Origin of the sequence: Glutamicibacter uratoxydans (assembly GCF_006539925.1) — a bacterium.
Classification (GTDB): Bacteria; Actinomycetota; Actinomycetes; order Actinomycetales; family Micrococcaceae; genus Glutamicibacter; species Glutamicibacter uratoxydans.
In genome coordinates this window covers 66982-90340 of sequence record NZ_BJNY01000007.1, presented here as the reverse complement: position 1 = coordinate 90340, position 23359 = coordinate 66982, and the positions used below count along the sequence as shown (strand labels likewise).

General features: G+C 63.4%; 20 protein-coding genes and 1 riboswitch. Of the genes, 8 read left to right on the top strand and 12 right to left on the bottom strand.

Features of this window, described 5'->3' with window-relative positions; all coding sequences use genetic code 11:
- Positions 1–819 precede the first annotated feature (819 nt).
- The 10 genes from AUR04nite_RS07095 to AUR04nite_RS07050 form a co-directional block, all read right to left on the bottom strand.
- Positions 820–1992: a serine hydrolase domain-containing protein gene (locus AUR04nite_RS07095; RefSeq protein WP_141363391.1), complete on the bottom strand. Its 1173-nt coding sequence runs from the start codon at positions 1990–1992 to the stop codon at positions 820–822.
- A gap of 11 nt (positions 1993–2003) precedes the next feature.
- Entirely contained in the window at positions 2004–3671 is a 1668-nt protein-coding gene (locus AUR04nite_RS07090; protein ID WP_141363389.1) for an ABC transporter ATP-binding protein, read from the bottom strand.
- A 1-nt stretch (position 3672) separates the two neighbouring features.
- Complete coding sequence (locus tag AUR04nite_RS07085) at positions 3673–4554, bottom strand: ABC transporter permease (RefSeq protein ID WP_141363387.1); 882 nt, start codon at positions 4552–4554, stop codon at positions 3673–3675.
- A complete protein-coding gene (locus tag AUR04nite_RS07080) occupies positions 4551–5507 on the bottom strand; it encodes an ABC transporter permease (protein WP_141363612.1) in 957 nt (318 codons plus the stop codon). The genes AUR04nite_RS07085 and AUR04nite_RS07080 overlap by 4 nt, the downstream gene beginning before the upstream one ends.
- Positions 5507–7081 (bottom strand): ABC transporter substrate-binding protein, encoded by a 1575-nt coding sequence (locus AUR04nite_RS07075; protein WP_307723227.1) that lies wholly within the window; start codon positions 7079–7081, stop codon positions 5507–5509. The genes AUR04nite_RS07080 and AUR04nite_RS07075 overlap by 1 nt, the downstream gene beginning before the upstream one ends.
- A 29-nt stretch (positions 7082–7110) precedes the next feature.
- Positions 7111–7560 (bottom strand): thioesterase family protein, encoded by a 450-nt coding sequence (locus AUR04nite_RS07070; protein ID WP_246055429.1) that lies wholly within the window; start codon positions 7558–7560, stop codon positions 7111–7113.
- Positions 7557–8525, bottom strand: a complete 969-nt coding sequence (locus AUR04nite_RS07065; protein WP_141363385.1) for a 3-hydroxyacyl-CoA dehydrogenase NAD-binding domain-containing protein — start codon at positions 8523–8525, stop codon at positions 7557–7559. Before AUR04nite_RS07065 ends, AUR04nite_RS07070 begins: the two co-directional genes overlap by 4 nt.
- A gap of 8 nt (positions 8526–8533) precedes the next feature.
- Positions 8534–9415 carry a BKACE family enzyme gene (locus AUR04nite_RS07060; RefSeq protein ID WP_141363383.1) on the bottom strand — a complete coding sequence of 294 codons (882 nt, stop codon included), beginning with the start codon at positions 9413–9415 and terminating at the stop codon, positions 8534–8536.
- On the bottom strand, positions 9412–10290 hold the full coding sequence (locus AUR04nite_RS07055) for a TetR family transcriptional regulator C-terminal domain-containing protein (protein WP_141363381.1): 879 nt from the start codon (positions 10288–10290) through the stop codon (positions 9412–9414). The genes AUR04nite_RS07060 and AUR04nite_RS07055 overlap by 4 nt, the downstream gene beginning before the upstream one ends.
- A gap of 1311 nt (positions 10291–11601) precedes the next feature.
- Complete coding sequence (locus tag AUR04nite_RS07050) at positions 11602–12153, bottom strand: OsmC family protein (RefSeq protein WP_141363379.1); 552 nt, start codon at positions 12151–12153, stop codon at positions 11602–11604.
- 31 nt (positions 12154–12184) lie between these two features.
- Positions 12185–12303: riboswitch (SAM riboswitch) on the bottom strand.
- A gap of 146 nt (positions 12304–12449) precedes the next feature.
- Here AUR04nite_RS07050 and AUR04nite_RS07045 point away from each other — a divergent pair.
- Entirely contained in the window at positions 12450–15692 is a 3243-nt protein-coding gene (locus AUR04nite_RS07045; RefSeq protein WP_141363377.1) for a DEAD/DEAH box helicase, read from the top strand.
- Positions 15693–15714: 22 nt separating this feature from the next.
- On the opposite strand, the gene AUR04nite_RS07040 is transcribed toward AUR04nite_RS07045, so the two are convergent.
- A complete protein-coding gene (locus AUR04nite_RS07040; protein ID WP_170184125.1) occupies positions 15715–16158 on the bottom strand; it encodes a MarR family winged helix-turn-helix transcriptional regulator in 444 nt (147 codons plus the stop codon).
- 168 nt (positions 16159–16326) lie between these two features.
- Positions 16327–17730: a DUF3100 domain-containing protein gene (locus AUR04nite_RS07035; RefSeq protein WP_246055427.1), complete on the bottom strand. Its 1404-nt coding sequence runs from the start codon at positions 17728–17730 to the stop codon at positions 16327–16329.
- Positions 17731–18056: 326 nt separating this feature from the next.
- Here AUR04nite_RS07035 and AUR04nite_RS07030 point away from each other — a divergent pair, with 326 nt between their 5' ends.
- From AUR04nite_RS07030 to AUR04nite_RS07000, 7 genes are all read left to right on the top strand, one after another.
- Positions 18057–18971: an N-acetylglucosamine kinase gene (locus AUR04nite_RS07030; protein WP_141363374.1), complete on the top strand. Its 915-nt coding sequence runs from the start codon at positions 18057–18059 to the stop codon at positions 18969–18971.
- 74 nt (positions 18972–19045) lie between these two features.
- Complete coding sequence (locus AUR04nite_RS07025) at positions 19046–19363, top strand: bifunctional 3-phenylpropionate/cinnamic acid dioxygenase ferredoxin subunit (RefSeq protein ID WP_141363372.1); 318 nt, start codon at positions 19046–19048, stop codon at positions 19361–19363.
- Positions 19364–20497 carry an NAD(P)/FAD-dependent oxidoreductase gene (locus AUR04nite_RS07020; protein ID WP_141363370.1) on the top strand — a complete coding sequence of 378 codons (1134 nt, stop codon included), beginning with the start codon at positions 19364–19366 and terminating at the stop codon, positions 20495–20497.
- 6 nt (positions 20498–20503) lie between these two features.
- Positions 20504–21766: an MFS transporter gene (locus AUR04nite_RS07015; protein ID WP_141363368.1), complete on the top strand. Its 1263-nt coding sequence runs from the start codon at positions 20504–20506 to the stop codon at positions 21764–21766.
- Positions 21767–21768: 2 nt separating this feature from the next.
- The gene (locus AUR04nite_RS07010; protein WP_141363366.1) at positions 21769–22239 is read left to right on the top strand and encodes a DedA family protein; all 471 of its coding nucleotides are present in this window, start codon (positions 21769–21771) and stop codon (positions 22237–22239) included.
- 71 nt (positions 22240–22310) lie between these two features.
- Positions 22311–22799: an Lrp/AsnC family transcriptional regulator gene (locus tag AUR04nite_RS07005; protein WP_141363364.1), complete on the top strand. Its 489-nt coding sequence runs from the start codon at positions 22311–22313 to the stop codon at positions 22797–22799.
- A gap of 267 nt (positions 22800–23066) precedes the next feature.
- Entirely contained in the window at positions 23067–23300 is a 234-nt protein-coding gene (locus AUR04nite_RS07000; RefSeq protein WP_141363362.1) for a hypothetical protein, read from the top strand.
- Positions 23301–23359: the final 59 nt, after the last annotated feature.

Sequence of the window (23359 nt, the reverse complement as noted above, 5' to 3'; positions counted from 1 at the left end):
CAATGACCTTAACGAGAGCCACGAGCAGTCGAATCCCGGCCAAGAGATTTGAGACTGCCGTGGCTTTCGTCTTTTTCTTGCAGCAGCTGCAATGGTCTTTAGGCTTCGCCATAATTTCACCCCACTTCCCGTTGCTGGATGATGGGCCATCGAAGCAGAAGACCTTGATTCTGCTTCGCTAGCCCACATCGACCGTTCCAGCACGGTTCCATGCGTTGAGAAATGAATCCCCGATGCATAACGAAGGCGTGTAGCTGAGTTCCACTTTATCGGCTTCTTCCAAGGGAATATTGGTTATCCACTGGTCAGCACAGTCATCGATCGATGAACGCAAAGTGCCAAGTTAACTGGCATTTACTGCAGGAAGAGCTGCGTTGGATGGGTGACTCTGGTTGGGTTAGGCACGAGGCCGCAGCACGCGGCATAGACGGAGTGCATGTCTTGAGGCCTAGACAGCAGACAGCTCAAGAGTTCAAAAGGCTGTTCGCTCAGCTCGCGTTGCAGATGCCAAGCTCTAAGACTTGATTATTTCTACTGGCTATATGACTGCGATCTTGATGACAGACCTGTTTGCTCGAATGATCGATTCAGTGCACAAACCCGCCGGGTAGATGCATCTTTGTCAAGACGGTCAACAATTTGGTACGCAAGGTTGCGACTTCGACAAGTTCCCGGTTCAAGCTGCATTCGACCGCATCGACATTGTCCATGCTGCGATGGCCGCGTGCCTTGCTGCAGACGATGCCGTGCTTCAGCCAAGACTAGGCCGAGTCACCCCAGCGCCTGCCCATCCAAAGGGTGCAGAATCTGTGGTGGGTCCTAGAAGATCCGGGCTAACGCGGCCAGCAGGTCCTTGGCCCGGCGGTCGCGGTCTTCCGACTGCATCTCATTGATCAGCAAGGAGAAGCCGAGGTTCTTGCCCGGCCACGCACCGTGCAGCCCGCCGCCGGCTCCCGAATGTCCGAAGGCCGGTGCCACCGGGCCATAGGTGCCCAGCGGATCGGCGAGCTCGAAGCCCAGCCCGAAGCGCAGCGGTCTGTCGTTGATTGCATCGACGCCCTCGGAGAAGGTGGTGGTGCTCAGCTGCAGGGTATCGGCAGAGACGATCGGCTCATCCGGGCTGACCAGCAGCGAGTAGAGCTTCGCCATTGCATCAGCGCTGCCGATCCCGCCGCCGGCTGCCATCTGCGCCCGGCGCAGGGGCACTGAATTGAAGGGATCTTCTCCGGCCAGCAGTGTGTCGCCGTACATGCGTTCAACGATCTTGCGGCGCTCCGGATCTGTCAGGAAAGTGGAAATCGCGTAGTTCTGGGCACGGAAGATTGTAGCCAGCCGGTGGTCTTCGGCTTCAGGCAGCCCCAGAAACAAATCCAGACCGTAGGGTTCTGCCAGAAGCTCCTGCACCAGCTCTCCGGGCTGTTTGCCGGTGACCCGGAAAAACAGTTCGGTCACCAGGTAGCCGTAGGTGATCGCATGGTAGGCAACCAAAGTTCCGGGCTCCCACAGCGGTTCCTGCGCGGCGAGGATCTGGGCCACAAGACGGTTGTCGTAGCGGTTTTCCGGCGCCGGGGCAGGATCCGGGTAGACCAGTCCCACGGTGTGGGAGAGCACCTGGGCCACGGTGACCCGTTCCTTGCCAGCCGCGGCGAACTCCGACCAATAGGAGCACACCGGAGCCTGCGGATCCAGCAGCCCGCGTTCCATGAGGATTGCCGCGATGACCGCCATGATCCCCTTGGTGCCGGAGAAGAGCACCGCCAGGGTTGCTTGGTCCCACTCCTGGGCGGCAGTGCCTTCGGCCTGCTCCAAATCCTCCGGGGCGCTCATGCCGCCGTAGCACTGCAGCAGCGGGCGTCCTTCGCGGTAGACGCAGAATGCCATGCCGCCAGCACCCGCCTGCACGTGTTCTGCGAACACGCTGCGGATGCGTGCGAAGTCCTCCTCGGACAGATCCGGTCCGGCGCTTGCGGTGATCGTTGAAGCAGAAGTCATGGGCGTGCTTCCTAGAAGGAGGGGATGTGGGCGAGCAGCTGTTGGGTGTATTCGTGCTGTGGGTTTTCCAGCACCGCATCGGTGTGGCCATAGTCAACGATCTTGCCCTGCTGCAGCACTGCGATGCGCTGGGAGATATGCCGTGCCAGCGCAATGTTGTGGGTCACGAAGAGCAACGACATCTGGCGTTCGGCCTGGATGGTGCGCAGCAGATCCAGGATCGAGGCCTGTACCGAGACGTCCAGGGCGCTGGTGATTTCATCGCAGACCAGCAGCGACGGGGCATTGACCAGTGCGCGGGCGATGGCCGCGCGCTGGCGTTCGCCGCCGCTCAGGTCTCCCGGGCGGCGGTCCATATAGGACTTGCCCAGGCGCACCTGGTCCAGCGCTTCGAGCACCCGGTCGCGGCGGTGGGACTTGCTGCGCACCCCTGCCATGACCAGCGGAACCTCGACGGACTCGGAAATGGTGCGGCGCGGATTCAACGAAGAAAACGGGGACTGGAAGATGTACTGGATGTGCTGGCGCTGGGACGCGGTGCGCTTGCGGGTGCCGGGGGCAAGTTCCACCCCGTTCAGCGCGACGGTGCCCGTGTAGTCGTCGTTCAGCCCTGCCACGCAGCGCGAGAGCGTGGTCTTGCCGGAGCCGGATTCGCCCAGCAGCATCATCGATTCGCCAGGATCTAGGCTCAGATTGATGCCGTTGAGGATCTTCGCCGCGCCATAGCTCAGGGCCAAATTCTTCACCTGCAGCAGCGGCTGCGCGTCGGCAGGCAGTTCAAGCTTCTGGCGGATCTGATGGGCCTGCACCTGGACCTGCTCAGAGGTGATGGCCTGCACCTCGCCGACTTGGTGGCAGCCTTCGAGGTCCGGCACCGCATCCAAGAGCGCCTTGGTGTAGTCGTGCTGCGGGGAGTAGAGAACCTCGCGGGCGCTGCCGTGTTCTACGATGCGCCCGCGCAGCATCACAGCCACCTCGTCGGCCAGCTCGGCAACTACCGCGAGGTCGTGGGTGATGTACAGGCCGGCTACCTGGTGGCGTTCAGAAAGCTCCTTGATGGTTTCCAGCACCAGTGCCTGGGTGCTGACATCCAGCCCGGTGGTCGGCTCGTCCAGAACAATGACCGAGGGCCGGCAGGCGAAGGCCATGGCGATGCCCACGCGCTGCTGCTGTCCGCCCGAGAGCTGGTGCGGGTAGCGGTGCTGGTAGGCTTCGTCGTTTTTCAGCCCGACCTCGGCGAGCACCTGGCCGACCCGTTCGCGGCGTTCGGCGGTCGAGTCCCCGTAGCCGTGGATCTGCAGGACCTCCAGGATCTGGGCCCCGATGCGCTGGGCGGGGTTCAGCGACAGCGCTGGATCCTGCGGCACATAGGCGATGTGCCTTCCGCGCAGTGCGCGCAGCTCCTGCTGAGGCATCTGGAGCACGTTCTGCGTGCCGCTGCGGCCCAGGGTGATGGTGCCGGTGCCGCGGGCCAGACCCTTGCGGAAGTGCCCCATGCAGGCAAGCCCGGCGGTGGTCTTGCCGGAGCCGGACTCGCCGACCAGGGCCAGGATCCGGCCTGGCTGCAGATCGAACTCGACCCCGAACAGCACCTGTCGGTCCTGCTCCGTGAAGATGTCCAGGTCCCGCACGCTCAATGCCGAGGTGATCACGCTTGATTCGGTGGTAGTGGCAGTCATGTTAGTTCCCCACGTTGATATTGGCCGAGGCCCGGGCCAGCGAGTCGGTGAGCAGGTTGGTTCCCACGGTGAGCACAGCGATGGCCAGCACCGGCAGGATCACACCCCACGGCTGGACGACCAGCGCGATGCGATTCTCGTTGATCATCAGGCCCCAGTCGGCGTTCGGCGGCTGCATGCCCATGCCCAGGAAGGACAGCGCGGCGACGAAGCCGATGGAATAGGTCATGCGCAGTCCCAGCTCCACCATCAGCGGGCCGGTGATATTCGGCAGCACCTCGGTGAGCAGGATCTTCCAGCGCGGAACCGCGTACATTTCGCTGGCGCGGATGTAGTCCTCGGTGATCACCGCGGCCGCGGCGGAGCGGGTGACGCGGGCCACGCGCGGGGCGTGGGTGACGCCGATGACCAGCACCAGCACCCAGCCCTGAGGGCCGAGCACGGTGATCGCCAGCATCGCGAAGACCAGCTGCGGCAGGGCCAGCAGCACGTCGTTGCCGCGCATCAGCAGTCCGTCGAGCCGGCGTCCCGAGTAGGCCGCGACCATGCCCAGCACGACGCCCAACAGCATGCCGATTCCAGTGGCCAGCGCCGAGTAGACCAGCAGCTTCAGCCCACCGTCCAGGAAGCGGGAGAACACGTCGCGGCCCAGGTTGTCGGTGCCGAACAGGCCGGTGGAGGTGAAGGGGCGGCCGGTGAATTCGGTGCTGGTGGACCCGGTGAGCCAGGGCAGGGCCAGCGGCCCGAACAGCGCAATCGCCAACACCAGCAGCGTCAGCGCCAGTCCGATCTTCGCCTGCTTCTGGCGCAGGGTGCGCATCAGCAGGTTGGGCTTCTTTTCCAGCTTTGCTGGCCGTTCAAGTACTTCGGCTGCCGCGCTCATGCCGCACTCTCCGTCCGTAGCTTAGGGTTGGTGACCATGCCCACGACATCGGCCAGCAGGTTGACCACCACATAGGCGGCGGCGATGATGATCGAGATCGCCTGGACCACCTGCACATCGCGGTTGGTCACCGCGTCCACCAGCGCCTGGCCGATGCCCGGGTAGCGGAAGAGGAACTCGATGACCACCACGCCGCCGGCCATCCATGCCAGCTGGATGGCCACCACCTGGGCCACCGGGCCCAGCGCGTGGGGGATGGCGTGGCGGGTGATGACCTGGCGTTCGGGAACTCCCTTGAGCCGTGCCATTTCCACATAGCCGGAGTCCAGCACCTCAAGCATGGTGGCGCGCATCATGCGGATGATATACGGGATGACCACCAGCACCAGCGTCAGGGTGGGCAGCACCAGCTGCAGCGGGTAGTTCCAGACGGCTTCGCCCGGGGGAGCCATGGTCACCGAGGGCAGCAGCTTGAACACCGTGGTGGACAGCAGCGCAATCAGCACTACGCCGATCACGAACTCGGGCAGCGAGGCGAGCACCAGCGAGACGCCGGTGGCCGCGCGGTCGAAGCCCCTGTCGCGGCGCAGCGCCGAGTAGGTGCCGACGATGATGCCCACGGGGATGGCGATCACTCCGGCAACTGCCAGCAGCACCAGCGAGGCGGAGATCCGCTCGCTCAGCAGCGCCGCCACGGACCCTCCGGTGGCTGCGGAGATGCCGAGGTTGCCGGTGAAGATCCCGCCCAGCCAGGCCAGATAGCGCTGCCACCACGGGTCGTTGAGGTTCATCTGCTCGCGCAGCGCGGCCAGCCGGTCCTCGGTGGCCTGCTGGCCCAGGATCGCCTGGGCCGGGTCGCCGGGCAACAGCAGGGTGGCAAAGAACACCAGCAGCGAGACCACCAGCAAAATGCCCAGGCTGACCACCAGCCGGCGCAGAATCATTCGCGAAATCATTGGGATACTCCAATCCACGCACGGCGGAATTCGAATCCGGACAGCGCCAGGCCGGTCTTGTTCGGCACCAGGCCTGCCACATATTTTTGGTAGGCATCGGCTTGGTCCGGGAAACCCCAGATGATGTAGCCGCCCTGCTCGTATTCGATCTTTTGGGCCTCGGCAATCAGCTGGTTGCGCCTGGCTTCGTCAACTTCCTGGTTGGCGCGGTCCACCAGCGCGGTGAACTTTTTGTTGTCCCAGTGCGTTTCATTGAATGGGCTGTCGGGCAGCGAACTGGAACTGACCTGGGGAAGGAAGTTGCGGGTGTACCAGAAGTCCTGGGCGAAGGTCCAGTCAAGATAGTTGTCCCCGAAGAAGGTGGTGGTTTCCACCTGCCGGATCTTCACCCGGATGCCCGCGGCGGCCGCCTGCTGTGCGAAGACCTGCGCAGCTTCCACGGCACCTGACTGGATCGGCGCGGTGACCAGCTCGATGTCCAGCCCCTTGGGGTAGCCGGCGTCCGCGAGCAGGGCCTTGGCTTTGGCGATGTCCTGGGTGCGCTGCGGCAGGGCTGCGGCGAAGCCCGGATCGAAGGGTGCGTAGAGGTCGTTGCCTACGGTGCCGTGCCCGCTGAGCACCTGTTGGATCATCTGCTCGCGGTCCACCGCCAGCCTGAAGGCCTGCCGCACCCGCACGTCGTCAAAGGGCTTCTTGTCCACGCGCATGGTGAAGGGCATCCAGCCGCCGGTAGGGGACTTGAGCACAGTGATGCGCGGGTCGGCGCCGATGACTTCCAGCAGCGCCAGCGGGATCTGCCCAATGGCGTCTACCTGGCTGGAAAGCAGCGAATTGATCAGCGCATCCTGGTCCGAGAAGTTCAGGATGACCAGCTCGTCCAGATACGGTTCATTCTCCCGCCAGTAGCCGTCATTGCGCACGAATACAGATTGGCGCCCGGCGTCGAAGCTCTTGGCCTTGAACGGGCCGGTGCCCACAGGATGCAAGACGTCGAAGTCCGCCGGGACGATGCCCAGCGCATATTGCCCCAGCGAATCGTCGAAGGTGGCCGATGCGGTGTTGAGCCTGAATTCGACTGTTTCGGCATCAAGGGCCACCACCTCGTCCAGGATCGCCAGGGATGCCGCACCGGATTTGGGATCCTTGGGATTGGTGATGCGCTTGAAGGTGGCCACCACATCCTGCGCGGTGACCGGGGCGCCGTTGTGGAACTTCACCCCCGGCCGCAGCGTGGCAGTCCAGACTTTCGCGCTGGCATCCGGGATGACCTTCACCGCCAGCAGCGGCTTGAGCTCGAAGTTTTCATCGCGGTACAGCAGCGACTCGTAGAGGTTGACCACGCGGGCGATGTCCGTGGTGCTCACCGGCGAATGCGGATCCAGGGAATCCGCCGCGCCGCCGCCGGCCAGGCCTACGCGCAGCGTGCCGCCGCGGCGCGGAGGACCGCTCGGGGCTTCCAGGACGGAGGCGCCGGCGCTGGAACAGGCTGACAGTAGCAGGCCCAGGCCCAATGCCATGCCCCCGCCCAAGACCGCTCGGCGGCTGGGCAGCTGTGAGGGTTCAGTGCTCAAAGTTCTCTACTTTCCTTGGCGGCTGGCCGCTAGCTGGCGATGGCCCGGCCGCTCCACTCGGGACGGCTCGGCGCGATGCCGGCGATCAGCTGCGCAATGTGTTCGGGAAACGGCGAGGTGGAACTCGTCGCCTGGTCCACATGCAGGGTCATGACTTCTTCGGTGGCGATCAGTTCCTCCCCGCGGTACATCTCGTGGCACAGGTGCAGCTTCTTGGCCCCGTGCCCGGCGATGGTGGAGCGGATGCGCAGTTCCTGGCCCAGCGAGGACTCTGAGAGGTAGCGCACGTGCGCCTCCACCGTGTACAGCGAGCTGCCCGAGGCCTCGCGGTAGGCCTCGCCCATGCCCAGCTGGTCCATGACTGCGGTGGTGGCGTCGCCGAAGGCCAGCACGTAGAAGGCCTCGGACATGTGCCCGTTGTAGTCGATCCACTCGGGCGGCACCACCACGCGGTAGTCGCTCAGCTCGGAGACGTTCACTGCTGGGCCACCGATTCGCTGCGGATGGAATCAACGATCTTGCGGATCGCGATGATCGCCTTGTCTCGCTCGGCCACCAGGTCGTTGATGCTGCGGGTGCCGGATTCGCGCTCGCAGCCGGCCACCACATCGTTGCGCAGCGAGTCGGTCAGCTCCGGTGCTTCAAGGCGGGTCCACGGGGACTTCAGCGAAGGGCCGAAGTGGTCCAGCATGTGGGCCATGCCGCCGGGACCTCCGGCCAGGTGGAAGGTCAGCATCGGACCCTGCAGCGCCCAGCGCAGCCCCGGGCCCTCGGTGATCGAGGCGTCGATCTGCTCCACGGTGGCTTCGCCGTTGTTCACCATGTGCAGCGCCTCGCGCCACAGGGCTTCCTGCAGCCGGTTGGCGATGAAGCCGGGGACCTCGCGGTCCATGGTGATCACCGACTTGCCGATGTATTCGTACCAGCCCGAGGCCCATGTGGTGGCTTCAGGATCGGTGCCCTCGCCGCCGACCACCTCGACCAGCGGGATCAGGTACGGCGGGTTGAAGGGGTGGCCGACCACCAGGCGTGTGGCATCCTGAGCCTCGGTGGCCATCTCGGTAATGCCGTAGCCGGAGGTGGAGGAGCCGATGACGACGTCATCCGCAGTGGCGGCGGCCAGCTGGGCCAGCAGGCCGCGTTTGAGCCCCAGGTCCTCCGGGGCGCTTTCCTGAACGAATCCGACCGAAGCCACGGCCTCTGCCAAGTCGGTGTGCACGGTGAAGTTGTGCGGGTCGGCGCCGGGCTCCAGGCCCAGCTCGGTCAGCGCCGGCCAGGCGGTGTCGATCAGCACCTGCAGCCGGTCCTTGGCATCCGGGGCGGGATCCCAGACCTTGACCTTCAGGCCACGGGCCAGGAAGTAGGCGGCCCAGCCGCCGCCGATGGTGCCGGCGCCGATGCAGGCGACGGTGTCGATCGAGTCGTACTGAGGGTAGTTGCTCATCGGTGGGATTACCTTTCCAGCTTCAGGATTTCGCGGGCCTCATCAGGAGTGGCGACGCTGTGGCCCAGGGATTTGACGATGTCGATGGCGCGTTCGGTCAGCTGCGCGTTGGTGGCTTTGACGCCCTTGGAGAGGTAGAGGTTGTCCTCCAGGCCCACGCGCACGTGTCCGCCCAGGGCCACGGACTGCTCGACCCAGTCCAGCTGGTGGCGGCCGATGGCGAAGGAGGTGAATTCCGCTCCCTCGGGGAGCATCTGCACCATGGCTTTGAGCAGGCCGGTGTTCACCGGTGCGCCGTAGGGGATGCCCATGCACAGCTGGTACAGCGGCGGCGGATCCAGCAGCCCTTCTTCGACCATGACATTGGCGAACCAGAGGTTGCCGGTGTCGAAGATTTCAAGTTCGGGCTTCACCCCCAGCTCGCGGATGCGGGCCGCGCCTTCGCGCATCATGTCCGGGGTGCTGATGTACAGCTGCGAGCCCTCGCCGAAGTTCAGCGAGCCGCAGTCGAGGGTGCACAGCTCTGGGCGGATCTTCTCCACATGGCTCAGCCGCTCCAGCCCCGAGACCAGGTCTGTGCCTTCCAGGTGCTGGGTGGGGTTGGCGGGGTCGATGAACAGGTCTCCGCCCATGCCGGCAGTCAGGTTGATGACCGGGTCCACGTCTGATTCGGCGACGATCCGCACAACTTCTTCGTAGTAGGCGTCTTCGCGGGATCCTTGGCCGGTCTTCGGGTCTCGCACGTGGATGTGCACTACCGAGGCGCCGGCGCGGGCCGCCTCGATGGCGTTGGCGGCGATCTGCTCGGGGGTCACCGGGACGTGTTCGCTTTTGCCAACTGTGTCTCCAGCTCCGGTTAGTGCACAGGTGACGATGACCTTTCGGCTCATGAGCCTTCTCCTTGCTTGGTAGTTAGATTTCGGTCGATATAGCGGCAGATATGTTCATACATTGCGGTGGCACTGAGCAGCCCGGTCATGACCTTGATGCCCATGCCGTCGATCAGAGCGGTCAGCTCCGTGGTGAGCATTTCAGGATCCTGCTTGACGATGTGCCCGCTTTCTTGGCCAGCGAGGATCGTGTCCCTGACTGTTTTTCCCCAGCGCTGGTAGCCGGGGGTGTGCGTGGACAACCCCGTTTCACCAACCGCCAGTTTCACCCAGGTCTGCAGCCAGATAGACCACTCGGCTACGCGCAGCTCGCCTTGCGGAAGCTGCAGTTCAACCAGTCGCTTGAGCCTTTGCACCGGGTGCGTCATGCCTTCCAACTCGGCCACCTGGCGGTCGTAGGCGAGCTTGATGGAATAGCGCAGCACCTCGGCGAAGAGTTCCTGCTTGCTGGCGAAGTAGTAGTGGACCGTAGGTGTGCTCAGCGAACAGCGCCGGGCGATGTCGGAGATCCGCACTGAGTCGAACCCGTGTTCGGCGAAGAGCCACCAAGCGCTTTCCACCAGGGTGCGCCGGCGCATGGCATGTCTGTCGTTGCCCTCCAAACGCGAGGGCAGCAGGTCTTCATCCGGGGCCGCACTGGATGAGGGCCCGGAATCTGAACCAGTCATCAGCCAGCTGGCAGTCACGCCGGTGACGGTTGCCAGTTGAATGATTTCCAACGTGGTGAACTTTCGGTTGCCGCGCAGCGACTTGGAAAGCTTGCTTTCTTCGATTCCCGTAAGGCGGGAAATTTCACGCTGGACCAGCCCGGAGCTCATGATGGCAAGCCGCGAGCGAGCCGCGATATCTGCTTCAATGCTCTGGGTTTGTGACATGGCTAACACGCTAGGCATGGTTTGCGATAAGTGCAATAGTTTCTGATTCGCGATCAGAAAATTGCGATAGGCAAAAACCTTTTACAGTGGAGCGCTTGGGCGTGCTTGGAATGTCCGGCGAAACTGGTGGTCGACTTCGGTATTTCCATGTTCTTGACTAAAAAAGTCAAGGTTGATAGTCGGTTGATATATCAGCGCTGTGAAGTGCTGAGATGGAAGTCATGGGGTCTGAGAGGCGTGTAGGGCGATCGAAAATATGGCGAGGAAGGTGGCAAAAAATTTTTCTGATGACGGCCGGGGCGAGGGGTTGCGGATGTGCTTAAAAGTTCAAAACCTGAGTTGTGCCGTTTTTTCTGATTGAGCTTCCCACGCACCTTTGGCTAGCACTCCTGCCGTTTGGTAGCCGTCAAAGTGAGCACTAACGGGTGGTGCAGCTCAGGTGCCAGCGATTTCTGACCGTCTTGTCGTCCGGAACTCGTCGAAGCTAGGTTCTCGGATTTTTGCTTTCGGGCAAGACGAGCAGTATTCGCGCGTGATCGCATGTTCCGCCGGATGAGATCTAAAAACATAGCCCGGGGCGGGAGCCCAGAACTGAACCGTGGCTGCGGATCTGCACAGTTGATCGTCAGCTGGAATTCTGTGGCCATAGCCCGCAGTACGTCGAGAACTTGCCGCGCTGGACCAGGGCTATCCACGGTTGGCAAGGAACCTAACCCGATGCTCTGACGGTTTTATAGCCTGTGGAGTATCAGTGGTTCGCTGCTGGTCTTTCCGCCTCATGGGCCGCAGCGGGCACGTGGGCCGTGAATTCTGCATTCTTGTGGACCTTCACGGTTCGCGGGCTCGTTCTCACGGGCAGAAAGCGAGGTGGTTTCCATGGGAAAGAAGCCCAAGAAAGGCTCGAAAGCTTGTGAAAACAAGTCTAGGGGCACGAAAGCCGGGCTGATGTTAGACATCTCCCGGCTTATCGTGGCCCTTATCAGGCTCGTTATTGAGCTGCTGCCATTTGGTTAGCCAAGCGGCCAGCGAGGTCCGGTGTAACCAGCACCGGGCTTCGCCCAAATAACTGCGTGCTTATATTGTGGCACCGTGATGCGCACCAGGCAACAGACAAGCTCCATCTGATCATTGACGCTTATGGATTGCCTTTTCAGGCACCGCGTATTCGTCCCGCCACATTTCTTAGTTCTTTGAGGGCTTCGTCGATGCGGGCAGCAGGGGTGTGCAGAGGCATAAAAGCAAACGCGCCGCACCGGGCAGTTCAGAACCCGGTGCGGCGCGGAAGTCGAAGGCAGTTCGAGCGCTGTGAGGCTAGTTATCGGCAACCACGGTGACGGCGGTGGTCACCGGCACGGGGTTGGCGAAGAGGTCGAGCACAGGGCAGTGGGCGTCCACTGCCTGGCGCAGCTCGTCATAGCGCTGTGCGGTCTCCGGGCCCGAGATCTGCACGTCGAGGTCCACCGAGGTGAAGCCGGGGCGGATCGATTTGTCGATGCCGAACAGGCCGCGCACATCCAGATGGCCGTCGGCGACGATCTTCACGTCGTCTACTTGGATGCCCAGCTGTTCGGCATAGAGGCGGTAGACCACTACCTGGCAGGAGATCAGCGCGCCCAGTGCGTATTCCACGGGGCTTGCGGCGAGGTCGTCGCCGCCTAAGGCGGCAGGCTCGTCCACGGTGAAGGTGTGCTTTCCGGCGCGGATGTTGCTGGCTACCGAACCGAAGCCCTCGCCTTGAACGGTGAATGTCAGCTTGGCATTTTCCGGGGAAGCGGAGATTCGTTCGCCCCAGCCAGTGCCGGCGCTCTGCAGGCGGGCGGAGCGGTCTTCGGCGACGGAGATGGTGGATGCTGCGTTGGACATGAGGAAATGATCCCCTTTCTGGCGCAAGGGGCGCCATTGCTTACGAACCTGTCTTTCAGGTCCGTCGAATCTTCACCTGGGGCACCCCGCACAATGGCGTTGGGGTTGCCGTCCGATCGGCCAGGGCCTAAGTGATCGGAACTCGTGATTCAGTGGTTCATTTCTATCCGCTGGGTGCCCGGCAAGTAAACCCTGCGTGTCATGTTTCGTCACAGCTTAACCGTCGGGCCCGCCGATAGAATGGGGTCGAATTCTGCGGCGGCACAGCGCCGGAGCCGATCAACGAAACAGTGAGCATGGAATATCAGCTGACGCCGGTTGCAGCCCAAACCCTGGTGACCGAGGCCGAATACAACCAGGGCTGGATGATCGCCAACGCCGGCCAGGTCACCATCGCAGACAAGAAGCACACCGTGGGCCGCACAGTGGTCTCCGGGTGGGTGATGCAGGCCTTTGTGACCCTGCAGCTGGACCTGGTGGATTCGAGCGTGCGCTTTGCCAGCCGCTGCGAAGAACACCCGAACGACTACTCCTGCCACGACGTGGCGGCCCTGCTGGTGGAGGCAACGCAGCTGGAAGAGGGCGGGTTCGTGGTCTCCGACGTCCCGGCGGCGGTGCAAACGTGGAACAAGCCGAAGCTGCCGCAGTGGGCTCGGACGCTGACCCGGCTGATCCCCGAAATCCAGGACGACGTCGACCGCTTCGAGGTCGATGAAGAGCCGCTGGGACTGATCCTGAAGGTCACCAGTTCCCAGGGCTTCCGCGGGCAGAAGTTCCTGCAGCTGAGCGCGCGGCCTGCACGGCAGGGAAGCCGCAGCCCTTGGGTGCAGACGGGGGTGACCTGGCGCGGGCTGCAGTTCGACGCCCGCTTCTCCAAGGAGCAGCGCCGCGCGGTCAATGAGTTGAAGATACTCACCGAGCGGCTGCAGCACCAGCGCTACGGCCACGTCTGGGACATCCAGGACTGGGTGAACCTCAACGAACTGCCAGGCCGGGACCTGGTGGAGGCCTTCGAAGCCATGCGGGACGCGGGAGTGGCGATCGTGAACGGCAACGCTGCCTCGCGCAGCGAGATCCACTTTGACCGCGAGCCCGCCCAGGCCTTCGTGAACTTCCACAAGAGCCCTGAATACCTCAGCGCGGAGGCCATCCTGCGGGCGCCGAACGGCGAGGCCGAACACGTGCTTGCCGTCGGGCAGCCACCGGCGCTGCTGGCCTACGCCTCATCTCATCTGGAGCGCGCCAAGACGCTGTCGCTGGCTGCCTTCAGCGAACCGGTGGCCCCCGAGTTCAAGGACTTCGTCAGCGCCGGGGCGATGATGGTCCCCGGCGCAGAAGTGCGCACCTTCGAGGAAGAGTACCTGCCGCGCATGCGCCAGCTGGCGCCGCTGCAGAGCACCGATGCAAGCTACAAGATCCCCAAGCCGCCGCGCCCGGTGCTCTACCTGGATCTGGCCCTGCGCCACCGGGAGGACGCGCAGAAGACCGCATTGACCTCAAGTTTCACGTGGAACTACCCGGAGAACACGCCGCGCCAGCGCGGCGTGGAGAAGGAAATCATCGACAGCATCGATGCGAAGCTGGGCGGCGAGGCGCCGCTGGGCGCGGTGACCAAGCAGGGCGTGTACCCGGAGCGCAGCCTGGGCAGCAGCGAATCCATCGACTTCATGCTCTACACGCTGCCGATGCTTGAAGAGCATCCGGATGTGCACGTGCTCGACGGCGCGAAGCTGCCGGACTACAAGCTGAACGCGCAGCCGGCACAGGTCAACGTCCAGGTCGGGGAAAGCGCCAACGACTGGTTCGACCTGTCGGTGGACGTGGTGATCGACGGGGTGAAGATCCCCTTCGCCGAGCTGCTGGCGGCCCTGACCGCGCAGGAAGACTACCTAGTGCTCGAAGACAACACGGTGATCCCGATCGCCGGCGAGGAGTTCAAGACCCTGCGCCAGCTGGTCACCGAAGCGGGGGAGCTGGGCACGGTGAGCGCCACGGGCCTGCGCATCCACAAGCTGAGCATCGACTGGTGGCAGGAGCTGGTGGGCCTAGGCATCATCGAAGCCCAGGAAAACCAGTGGCTTGAAACCATGAAGGAGCTGGGCAGCGGCGAAACCCTGGCCTCGGTGCAGCCTCCGGCCACCTTCACCGCTTCGCTACGCCCCTACCAGGAACACGGGCTGTCCTGGCTGGACTTCCTGCGCACCCATCACCTTGGCGGGGTGCTGGCAGATGACATGGGCCTGGGCAAAACCGTGCAGCTGCTCGCCTGCCTGGACAAGGCGCGCGTGGAAAACCCCGAGCAGAAGTTCCTGGTGCTGGCGCCGACCTCCGTGGTGGGCAACTGGGTGAACGAGGCGGCGCGCTTCGCCCCGCAGCTGCGCACCCGGGCCGTCACCGCCACCGCCAAGAAGGCTGGGGCCGGGATCATCGAGCAGATCGGCGACGCGCAGCTGGTGGTCACCAGCTACACGATCTTCCGCCTGGCCTTTGAGGAGTTCGAACAGGCGGGTTTCAGCGTGATGATCCTGGACGAGGCGCAGCAGATCAAGAACCATGCCTCCAAGGGCTACAAGCAGGCGCGCCAGATCGACGTGCCCTGCAAGCTGGTGGTCACCGGCACCCCGATGGAGAACAACCTGCTGGAGCTGTGGGCGCTGGTATCCTTGGCGGCCCCGGGACTGCTGGGCGGGCTGAAGGCCTTCAAGGAGAACTACGACAAGCCGATCGCCGACGGGGATTCGGCGCGCCTGGCCCGGCTGAAGAAGCGGCTGCGCCCCTTCGTGCTGCGCCGCACCAAGGAGCAGGTGGTTCCGGAGCTTCCCGCCAAGACCGAGCAGGTGCTTGAGGTGGAGCTGGAGCCGGCGCACCGCAAGGCCTATGACCGCCGCTTCCAGCGGGTGCGCCAGGAGGTGCTGGGCCTGGTCCAGGACGTGGACTCGAACCGCTTCAAGATCCTGCAGTCGCTGACCCTGCTGCGCCAGCTGGCCCTGGACCCCTCGCTGGTCGACGAGGGCAATGGGCCCAGCGCTAAGCTCGAGATGCTGCGGGAGATGATCGCCGACGCGGTGGCCGAGGGCCACAAGGTGCTGATCTTCAGCCAGTTCACGTCCTTCCTGCGCAAGGCCAAGGACGTGGCGGCGGGGCTGGGGATCGAGCACGGCTATCTTGACGGCGGCACGTCGGGGCCCAAGCGCAAGGAGCTGATCGACGGGTTCAGCAGCGGGGACTTCCCGCTGTTCTTCATCTCTCTGAAATCCGGCGGCTTCGGCATCAACCTGACCACCGCCGACTACTGCATCCTGCTTGACCCATGGTGGAACCCTGCGGCCGAGTCCCAGGCCATCGACCGCGCGCACCGCATCGGGCAGGAAAACCCGGTGTACGTGTACCGGCTGGTCGCCAAGGACACCATCGAGTCCAAGGTGCTTGCCCTGCAGGCCAAGAAGACAGCGCTGTTCAACGACGTGCTGGGCGAGGACGCTCAGGCCGGAGCCTCGGCGGTGCTGGGCGCGGATGATTTCCTGGCGCTGATGCAGTAGCCGCGCCGCTGCGGATGCGCGGCTAGAGTATCTCCTCGAAGCTGGTGTTCAGGCGGTGCAGCAGCTCGCTGAAGTCTTTCAGCTCGGAAGCTTCCCATTCGCTGAGGTGGGCGCGCAGCCCCTGGCGCAGGGCCTCGCCGCTGCTGCGCCACTTTTCGCGGGCCACCGCGGTGGCGGAGACCAGCTGGGCCCGGCGGTCATTGGGGTCCGGGGCGCGGGAGACCAGGTTCAGCGATTCCAGATGCTGCACCAGACGGGAGACCGTGGCCTTGTCCAAGCGCAGCTTTTCGGCAAGGACCGACTGCTGCTGCCCCTCATCGCGGATCACGACTGCCAGCAGCCGGTAGCCCGGATCCTGCAGCTCGGGATGGATGATCTTGGCGCGGCGGATGAGCATCTGCCGGGCGCGCAGCAGCAAAGCGGTGAATTCTTCTTCCACGCTCTGCATCAGTTGGTCTTCTTGCATGCTTTCCATTCTAGTGAGGAATCACGAATTCCTCGTTGTAAACGACGCTATTGTGCACGTTCATTCAACGGCATTTCAGACTAATCCGGAAATGTGAAAACAGCCGCCTCGAATTAGCGCAGTGCTGATTCGAGACGGCTGTCGGTGGGAAAGCTTGTGCGTGTTTATTTAGACGTGGATGACGAACTGGGCCAAGATGACTGCGCCTGCGAAGCTGGCGGTGAAGGTAATCATCGCAACGACGACGATCTTCCAGTTCAATGACTTCAGCGCATTGACGTCGCGTCCCAGATTCAGCCCCAGCAGGGCGATGGAGCCCAAGCCGACGAACAATGCATCAAGGTGTTCGGTCAGCGTGGTCACCAGCGGAGCCGTCGGCATGAAGGGTGCGGAGACCAGCGTGCCAAGGGCCAGAACCCATACGCTGGGTGGAACCGAAGGGATCAGCTTGGAAATCAGGAAGGCAATGGCGGTCAGCGCACCGAGGATGAGCACGCCGTAGATCTCATTGGATCCTGCATGTTTGGTGCCCAGCGCGTTGAGGAAGAAGCCTGCGACAAGGCTTGCGGCAAAGGCGATGATCCACGCCGAAGGCTTCATGCGTACCGCAGGGTCGACGCTCACGCCGTCGACGTTCAGCGTTTTGACGGCCTTCTTGCTTGACTTGCTTGGCTTGATGGAGCCGTCGGCGGCCAGCTTGAGGCCGTCGTCATTGCGGCGGAAGAGGCGGGACCAGAACTTGTACAGGCGTTGCGAGAGCGGCAGGGAGAGGAAGACGCCGGCGTAGAAGCCTACGAGGTTGGTCACCAGGTTCGACAGCGCGGCCAGGGCCATGATTTCGCCTGCCTGATCCGGGTAGATCACCGACAGGGCGGCGACGCCGCCGAGCATCATCGAGCCGGAGCCCAGACCGAGGCCCAGGGCCAGGGCGCGGGCGTCGAAGATGCCCAGTCCTCCCATGAGGCCTGCAAGCAGGGAGATGAAGACCGCTCCGAAGACGCTGCCCAGCAGCCATACGGAGAAGACGCCGCGGTAGATCGGTGACTTCACGCCGAAGCGCTGCAGTGCGTAGGCAAGGTATGACTCGCGGTCGATAGCCCACGTGGAGCCGATGGCCATCTTACCCATGCCCAATGCCACGCCGACAGGGAGTGCCAAAATCACGGTGCCGAAGATGTGCCCGACTTCCTGCAGAATGATCGCCGGACCGATGTTGGTCAGCTCGGACAGGGCCGGTCCGACGCTGACGCCCAAGGCGGCCAAGAAGAGCACGATGCTCACGTCGAGCAGTACGGAGGACACCGCACGGTTCTGCCCGGAGATCGGCTTGATCTTCTGGACTCCGATCACCGCGCCCATCAGCACAGCCCACAGCACTGGCATCAGGACTATGGCGGCGTTGCCCAGCGGGATCTTATGGGTGCCGAGCAAAATTGCTACGGCGCAGATGCCGGTGGATAGGAGGATCATCGATCCCCACTGCCAAGCATTAGGGGAGAAGAGCTGGGACTTCGCCCGGTTGATGTCACGTTCGGCAGGTGCCGCGGTGGATGCTGTTGAATCTTGAGCCATGGCGTCAATCCCTGGGTAGCTGTTGTCGGAAAGAGACCCCCGACACATATTTTGGTATACAGAAAAATGTAAGGCCCGCTATCGGATATTGCAATAGAAATTGCAAAACTTAATTAACGCAAGTCAGGATGCGCTGCGTGCGGCGACGCTTTGGTATTCCGTCAAATAGCTTGTGATCTGGGATACTTAATGACAATTTCACGCTTGTGGGTGTGAAACTTGCCGAAAAAACTGGGAAAAAATTTGGCGCCTACGCAGTGCCCGTGGCAGAAAGGACGTGCGGTGGGCAAGGTCAAAGGGCAAAAGCAGCGGGGAAACTGGATCTGATGGAGCAGCGTTCGGTGCTTGCAATCGACGGCGGCCAGAGCGAAATCCGGATCAGGGCGGACAGGGACCGGTCACGGACCTTGGTGCTGCCCGGCGTGCTCACCGACCAGCCGGTGCTGCCGCAGCTGGCTAGCGCCATTGCCGCGGCCAAGCGGCACTTCGGGCAGGACTTCGACAGCTTCTGCATCGGCACCACCGGGCTGACCAAGACGGAAGAAGATCCCGCCGCGCTCAAGTCGCTGCTGGACCTTGGCGAAAGCCAGCGGATCTTCCTGGCCCATGACTCGGTGTCCAGCTACCTCGGCGCGCTGGGGGAAAAGACCGGGGTGGTGGTCGCCGCCGGCACCGGCGTGGTGGTGCTGGGAGTCGGGGACTCGGCCCTTGCCCGGGTGGATGGCTGGGGCAGCATCATGGGCGATGCGGGCAGCGGCTATTGGATCGGCGCGCGGGTGCTGCAGGCGGTGATGCGCGAGCACGACGGCCGCGGCGAGCCCACCGCGCTGACCCCGATCGTCCGCCAGCACTGGGATGACCTGGAGCAGGCATATATCCGGCTGCAGGCAGACCCGCAGAAGATCGCCGTGGTCGCCTCCTTTGCCAGGCACGCGGCGCAGCTGGCAGGGCAGGATGCCGCCAGCTCACGGATCATCGATGAAGCGGCGCAAGAGCTGGCGCACAGCGCCGCCACGGCCCTGCGTCGCTGCCGCCTGCTGGGAACAGGCGATGCGCGGGTGGCAGGCATCGGGGGAGTGCTGGGCTCCCAGCCGATGCGCCTAGCTTTCGCCGCGGCGCTTGAGCGGCTCGCGCCCGGCGCGGTTCTCGTCGAGCCGCTGGGGCAGGGGCTGGAGGGGATCGAGCTGATGGACCAGCTGTCAGCAGGCCACCCGCTGCGCCAAATGATCCGCCAAGCGTGACCTATCAGCTAGGTGCAACCGATAAATAGGTGACAGAATAGTTTCAGAAGTATTCGCGCATCAAAGGAGTTATCGTGAGCTACCGGGTCGGTCCCGCAGACCAGCTGCCAGAAGGTGAAGGACTGCTGGTAGAGGCGAAAGACAGCGGAGCCGCTGAAGACATCGCCGTATTCCACGCCGAAGACGGCAACTTCTATGCGCTGGCCGACGAATGCACTCACGAGGTGGCATCGCTGTCCGAAGGCTGGGTGGAAGGCTGCGAAATCGAATGCCCCATGCATGCCGCAAGCTTTGACCTGCGCACCGGCAAGGCCCTGTGCCTGCCTGCCACCGTTGATGCGCGCACCTACAAGGTCGACGTGGTGGACGGCAACCTGGAACTCGACATCTAGATGCCGTCCGTACACATCATCGGGGCAGGGGTCGCCGGACACACCCTGGCCAGGGAACTGGTGCGCGGCGGCTACGCCGGCGCCATCACGATTTCCGACGCCCAGGGCCTGCCCTATGACAGGCCGCCGCTGAGCAAGTCGCTGCAGGTCGAGCCCTTCGCGCCGATCTCCTGGTACCAGGAGCACCGCATCAACCTGATCCAGGAAGAGATCAGCGAACTGCCTGCGCTGGAAAGCGATGAGGACTACATCGTGCTCGCCACCGGCACCACCCCGCGCCGCCTGCAGGTGCCCGGAGCGCAGTACGCCCGCACCCTGCACACCGCCGCGGATGCCGCGGCGCTGTCTCAAGAACTTGACACCGGGATGTTCGGCCAGCGCGTGCTGATCATCGGCGCAGGCCTGGTGGGCGCTGAATTCGCTTCCACCGCCAAGATGCTCGGCGCCCAGGTCACCCTGGTCTCCAGCTCCAACGCGCCACTGTCGGCCATCATGGGCGAGGACCTGGCCCAGCAGCTGCATGCAGAGCATGCGGTGCATGGCATCACCACGCTGACCGGAGCGGTGACCGAACTCGGACCGAACCACGCGATGGTCTCTGGCAAGCGCTTCGAGGCGGAGATCATCGTCGCCGCGATCGGCGTGGATCCCGAGACTGCGCTCGCCGAATCGGCGGGGCTGCAGGTGGATGACGGAATCCTGGTCGATGCGCAGCAGCGCTGCCTGGGGCACACGCAGATCCTTGCCATCGGCGACGCGGCCCGCGTGGCAGGAGCGCGCCGTGCGGTGCACTGGGAAGCCGCCATGGAAGATGCGGCGATTGCCGCCGCCACAATCCTCGGCACCGAGGCCCCGGACCATACAGTGCCATGGTTCTGGTCCGACCGCCACGAAGCCCATGTTGAAAGCGTGGGAGATTTCTCCGCCGTCGAGTCGGTGGTCAAGCGCTACAACCGGCGCGGCAAGATTCAGGTCGTCTTCGGCCTGGACGGCGGCGGAAACCTTGTTGCCGCCTCCATGATCGACGGCGGACTGATGGCCAAGGCAGTGAAAAGGCTGATCGCCAAGGGCAGGACCCCAGCTCTGGAACAGCTTGAAGACCCGGCCGTCTCGGCCCGCGAATTGGGAAGGTAGCCGCCAATGACCGCAGGAGCACAGGACGTCCCTGCCGTCCCAGCAGCATTGCAGATACCCACCCGGCGGGTTGGGGCAGGATGGATCACCGCACTGGTGGTCGTCCACGTAGGCATCAACATCGGCTTCTTCGCGCCGATCCAGGTGCTGCTGGGGCTCCATGCGCAGCAGCTGGACGCAAGCCAGAAGAATGCGATCCTCTCGCTGGTCACCGGCGTGGGCGCGGCCGTCTCGCTGGTGGCCAACCCGCTGTTCGGCGCGCTCAGCGACCGCAGCACCTCGCGCTACGGCCGGCGCATCCCATGGGTCTTCTGCGGAACCATCTGTGCGGCGCTGGCGCTGCTGCTGATGTCCACCGCGCAGACCGTGAGCATGCTGGTGCTGGGCTGGGCTCTGATGCAGGCTGCGGGCAATGCCGCGCTGGCGGCGATCTTCGCCGCCATTCCCGACAAGGTTCCGGTGGAGCAGCGCGGCGTGGTCGGCGGCCTGGTCGCCCTGGGCCAGACCATGGGTTCGCTGATCGGCGCGGTCATCGGCATGGTCGCCGCCCAGGACCTGGTCTTCGGCTACGCGATTGTGGCCACCGCGGTGGCGCTGTGCTCCATCCCCTATGTCATGATGCGCAAGGACGTGCCGCTGCCCAAGGGGGCGCTGGAGCCGCTGAAGTTTGGGGAGTTCGTCAAGAGCTTCTGGATCAACCCGGTCAAGCACAAGGGCTTCGGATGGGCCTGGCTGACCCGCTTCATGCTCTACCTGGGATGCCAGCTGTGCCTGGTCTACCTGCTCTACTTCCTGCAGGACGCCGTCCGCTATCCCGATCCAGCTCAAGGTGTTCTGGTGTTGACCGCAGTATATGCGTTCTGCGTGATATTTTCTTCCGTGATTTCCGGCAAGTTGTCCGATAAGGACGGCCAGCGGAAAAAGTACGTGATCATCTCCTCGGTGATTGTCGCGGCAGCCGCGCTGACCCTGTCGCTGGCCAGCACCTTCCCGGTGGCCATCGCCGCGGCGGTGCTGCTGGGCATCGGCTTCGGCTCCTACCTTGCGGTGGACTTTGCGCTGCTGACCCAGGTGCTTCCCTTCGCCGACTCGCGCGGCAAGGACCTGGGCGTCATCAATATCGCCAACTCGCTGCCGCAGGTGGTCGCTCCGCTCATTGCCTGGCTGTCGGTCACCTGGTTCGGAGGCTATCCGACGCTGTTCATCATCTCGGCGATTATCTCGCTGGTCGGCGCCGTGCTGGTGCGCCAAATCAAGAGCGTCCCCTAGCCATGGACGCAATCAAATGGTTGGTCGACGACGCACCCTTTGCGGTGACCTATGTCTTTTTCTTCTTCGGAGCCTTCATCCGCGGCAACACCACCTATTGGGTGGGCCGGGGCATCGCCAAGGGCGTGGAGCACACGCGTTTTGAGCGCCACCTGCGCGGGCCCGTGTACCAGCGGGCCCAGCGGTTCATCGCCCGCTGGGGCATGCTTGCGGTGCCGCTGAGCTTCTTGACCGTCGGCATCCAGTCAGCGGTCAATGCCTCGGCTGGCATGAGCCGGATGCCGCTGCGCCGCTATATCCCGGCGGTGGCTGTCGGCGCGCTGGCCTGGGCGCTGATCTACACCACCATCGGCATGGCGGTCTTCTATGCCTGGATCGCCTTGGACTGGCCGTGGATCGTCGCCGGAGTCCTCGTGATTTCTCTGATTGCATGGCTTGTGCTGCGCGGGCGCAAGCAGGCAAGCCACAGCTGATCCGGCCGGCTGGCGCCTGCCCCGTATGATGTTCTCAAGCGTGTTGTCTTGCTGAAAGCAGGTGTAACTGGATGCTGAACGGCACCAACTCCCGTGACGTCGCCACGGCGCAGCTCGATGAGCTCGACCGGAAGCTGCTGCAGCTGCTTGCCAAGAACTCGCGGCGGACCAACAACTCCTTGGCCGAGGAGCTGGGCATCGCCGCCTCGACCTGCCTGGCCCGACTGAATGCGCTGCGCGATTCGGGAGTGATCGCCCGGTTCACCATCGAGGTCGACCCGCAGGTGCTCGGCCAGGAACTTGAAGCGCTGATCTTCGTGCGCATCCGTCCGGGAGCCCGGCACCTGATGTCCAACTTCGCCAATGAAATGCGCAGCAAGCCAGGGGTGCGCCAGCTCTTCTTCCTCGGCGGGGTGGACGACTTTGTGCTGCATGTTGCAGTGCGCAATTCATCCGATGTACGCCAGTTCGTGCTGGACAACCTGTCGGCAAACCCCGCGGTGGCCACCACCCAGACCTCTCTGGTCTTCGAGCACAGCCACGGCACCGGGGAATTCTAACAGGCGGCCGGCAGGCAGGCTGACATTTTCGAAAAACTGCGCTGGGCTCGGCGTGAGACTGCGGAATTTCGGGAGAAATCCTGTGAATATTACACGAGGATATGAACCGCCAACTCGGCTGATTCGAATAAAACTGCTAAACTTGTTGTTCTTCACTATATAGAGGATGATGCGCCGGCACGTTCAAAAAGTGAACCAGGCTGACTAGCCCGCCAGCCGGCTGCCCATTCTCGACTTTGAAGTTAGGGGGTCGAGAAGACAATGAATATGGAAGCAACGACGATCACTGCCCTGATCACCCTGCTGGTTTTGGCGCTTGTGACAGTAGTGATGGTCCGCAAGTACAACCGCACTCATCGAGCCGAAATCCGCGCCCGATTGCTGGACAAGGCAGAGAAATACGATATTGCCGCTCCCGAGGAACTGGAAACCTCTGAGCTGGCCGCGCAGGTCCGTGCAGCAAAGCACGAGCAGAAGCAGCGCAACCTGAAGACGGCATAACGCCGCTAGTTTGAGGCAAGCGGAGGCAGGGAACTGCCTCCGCTTTTCTCTGCCCATTT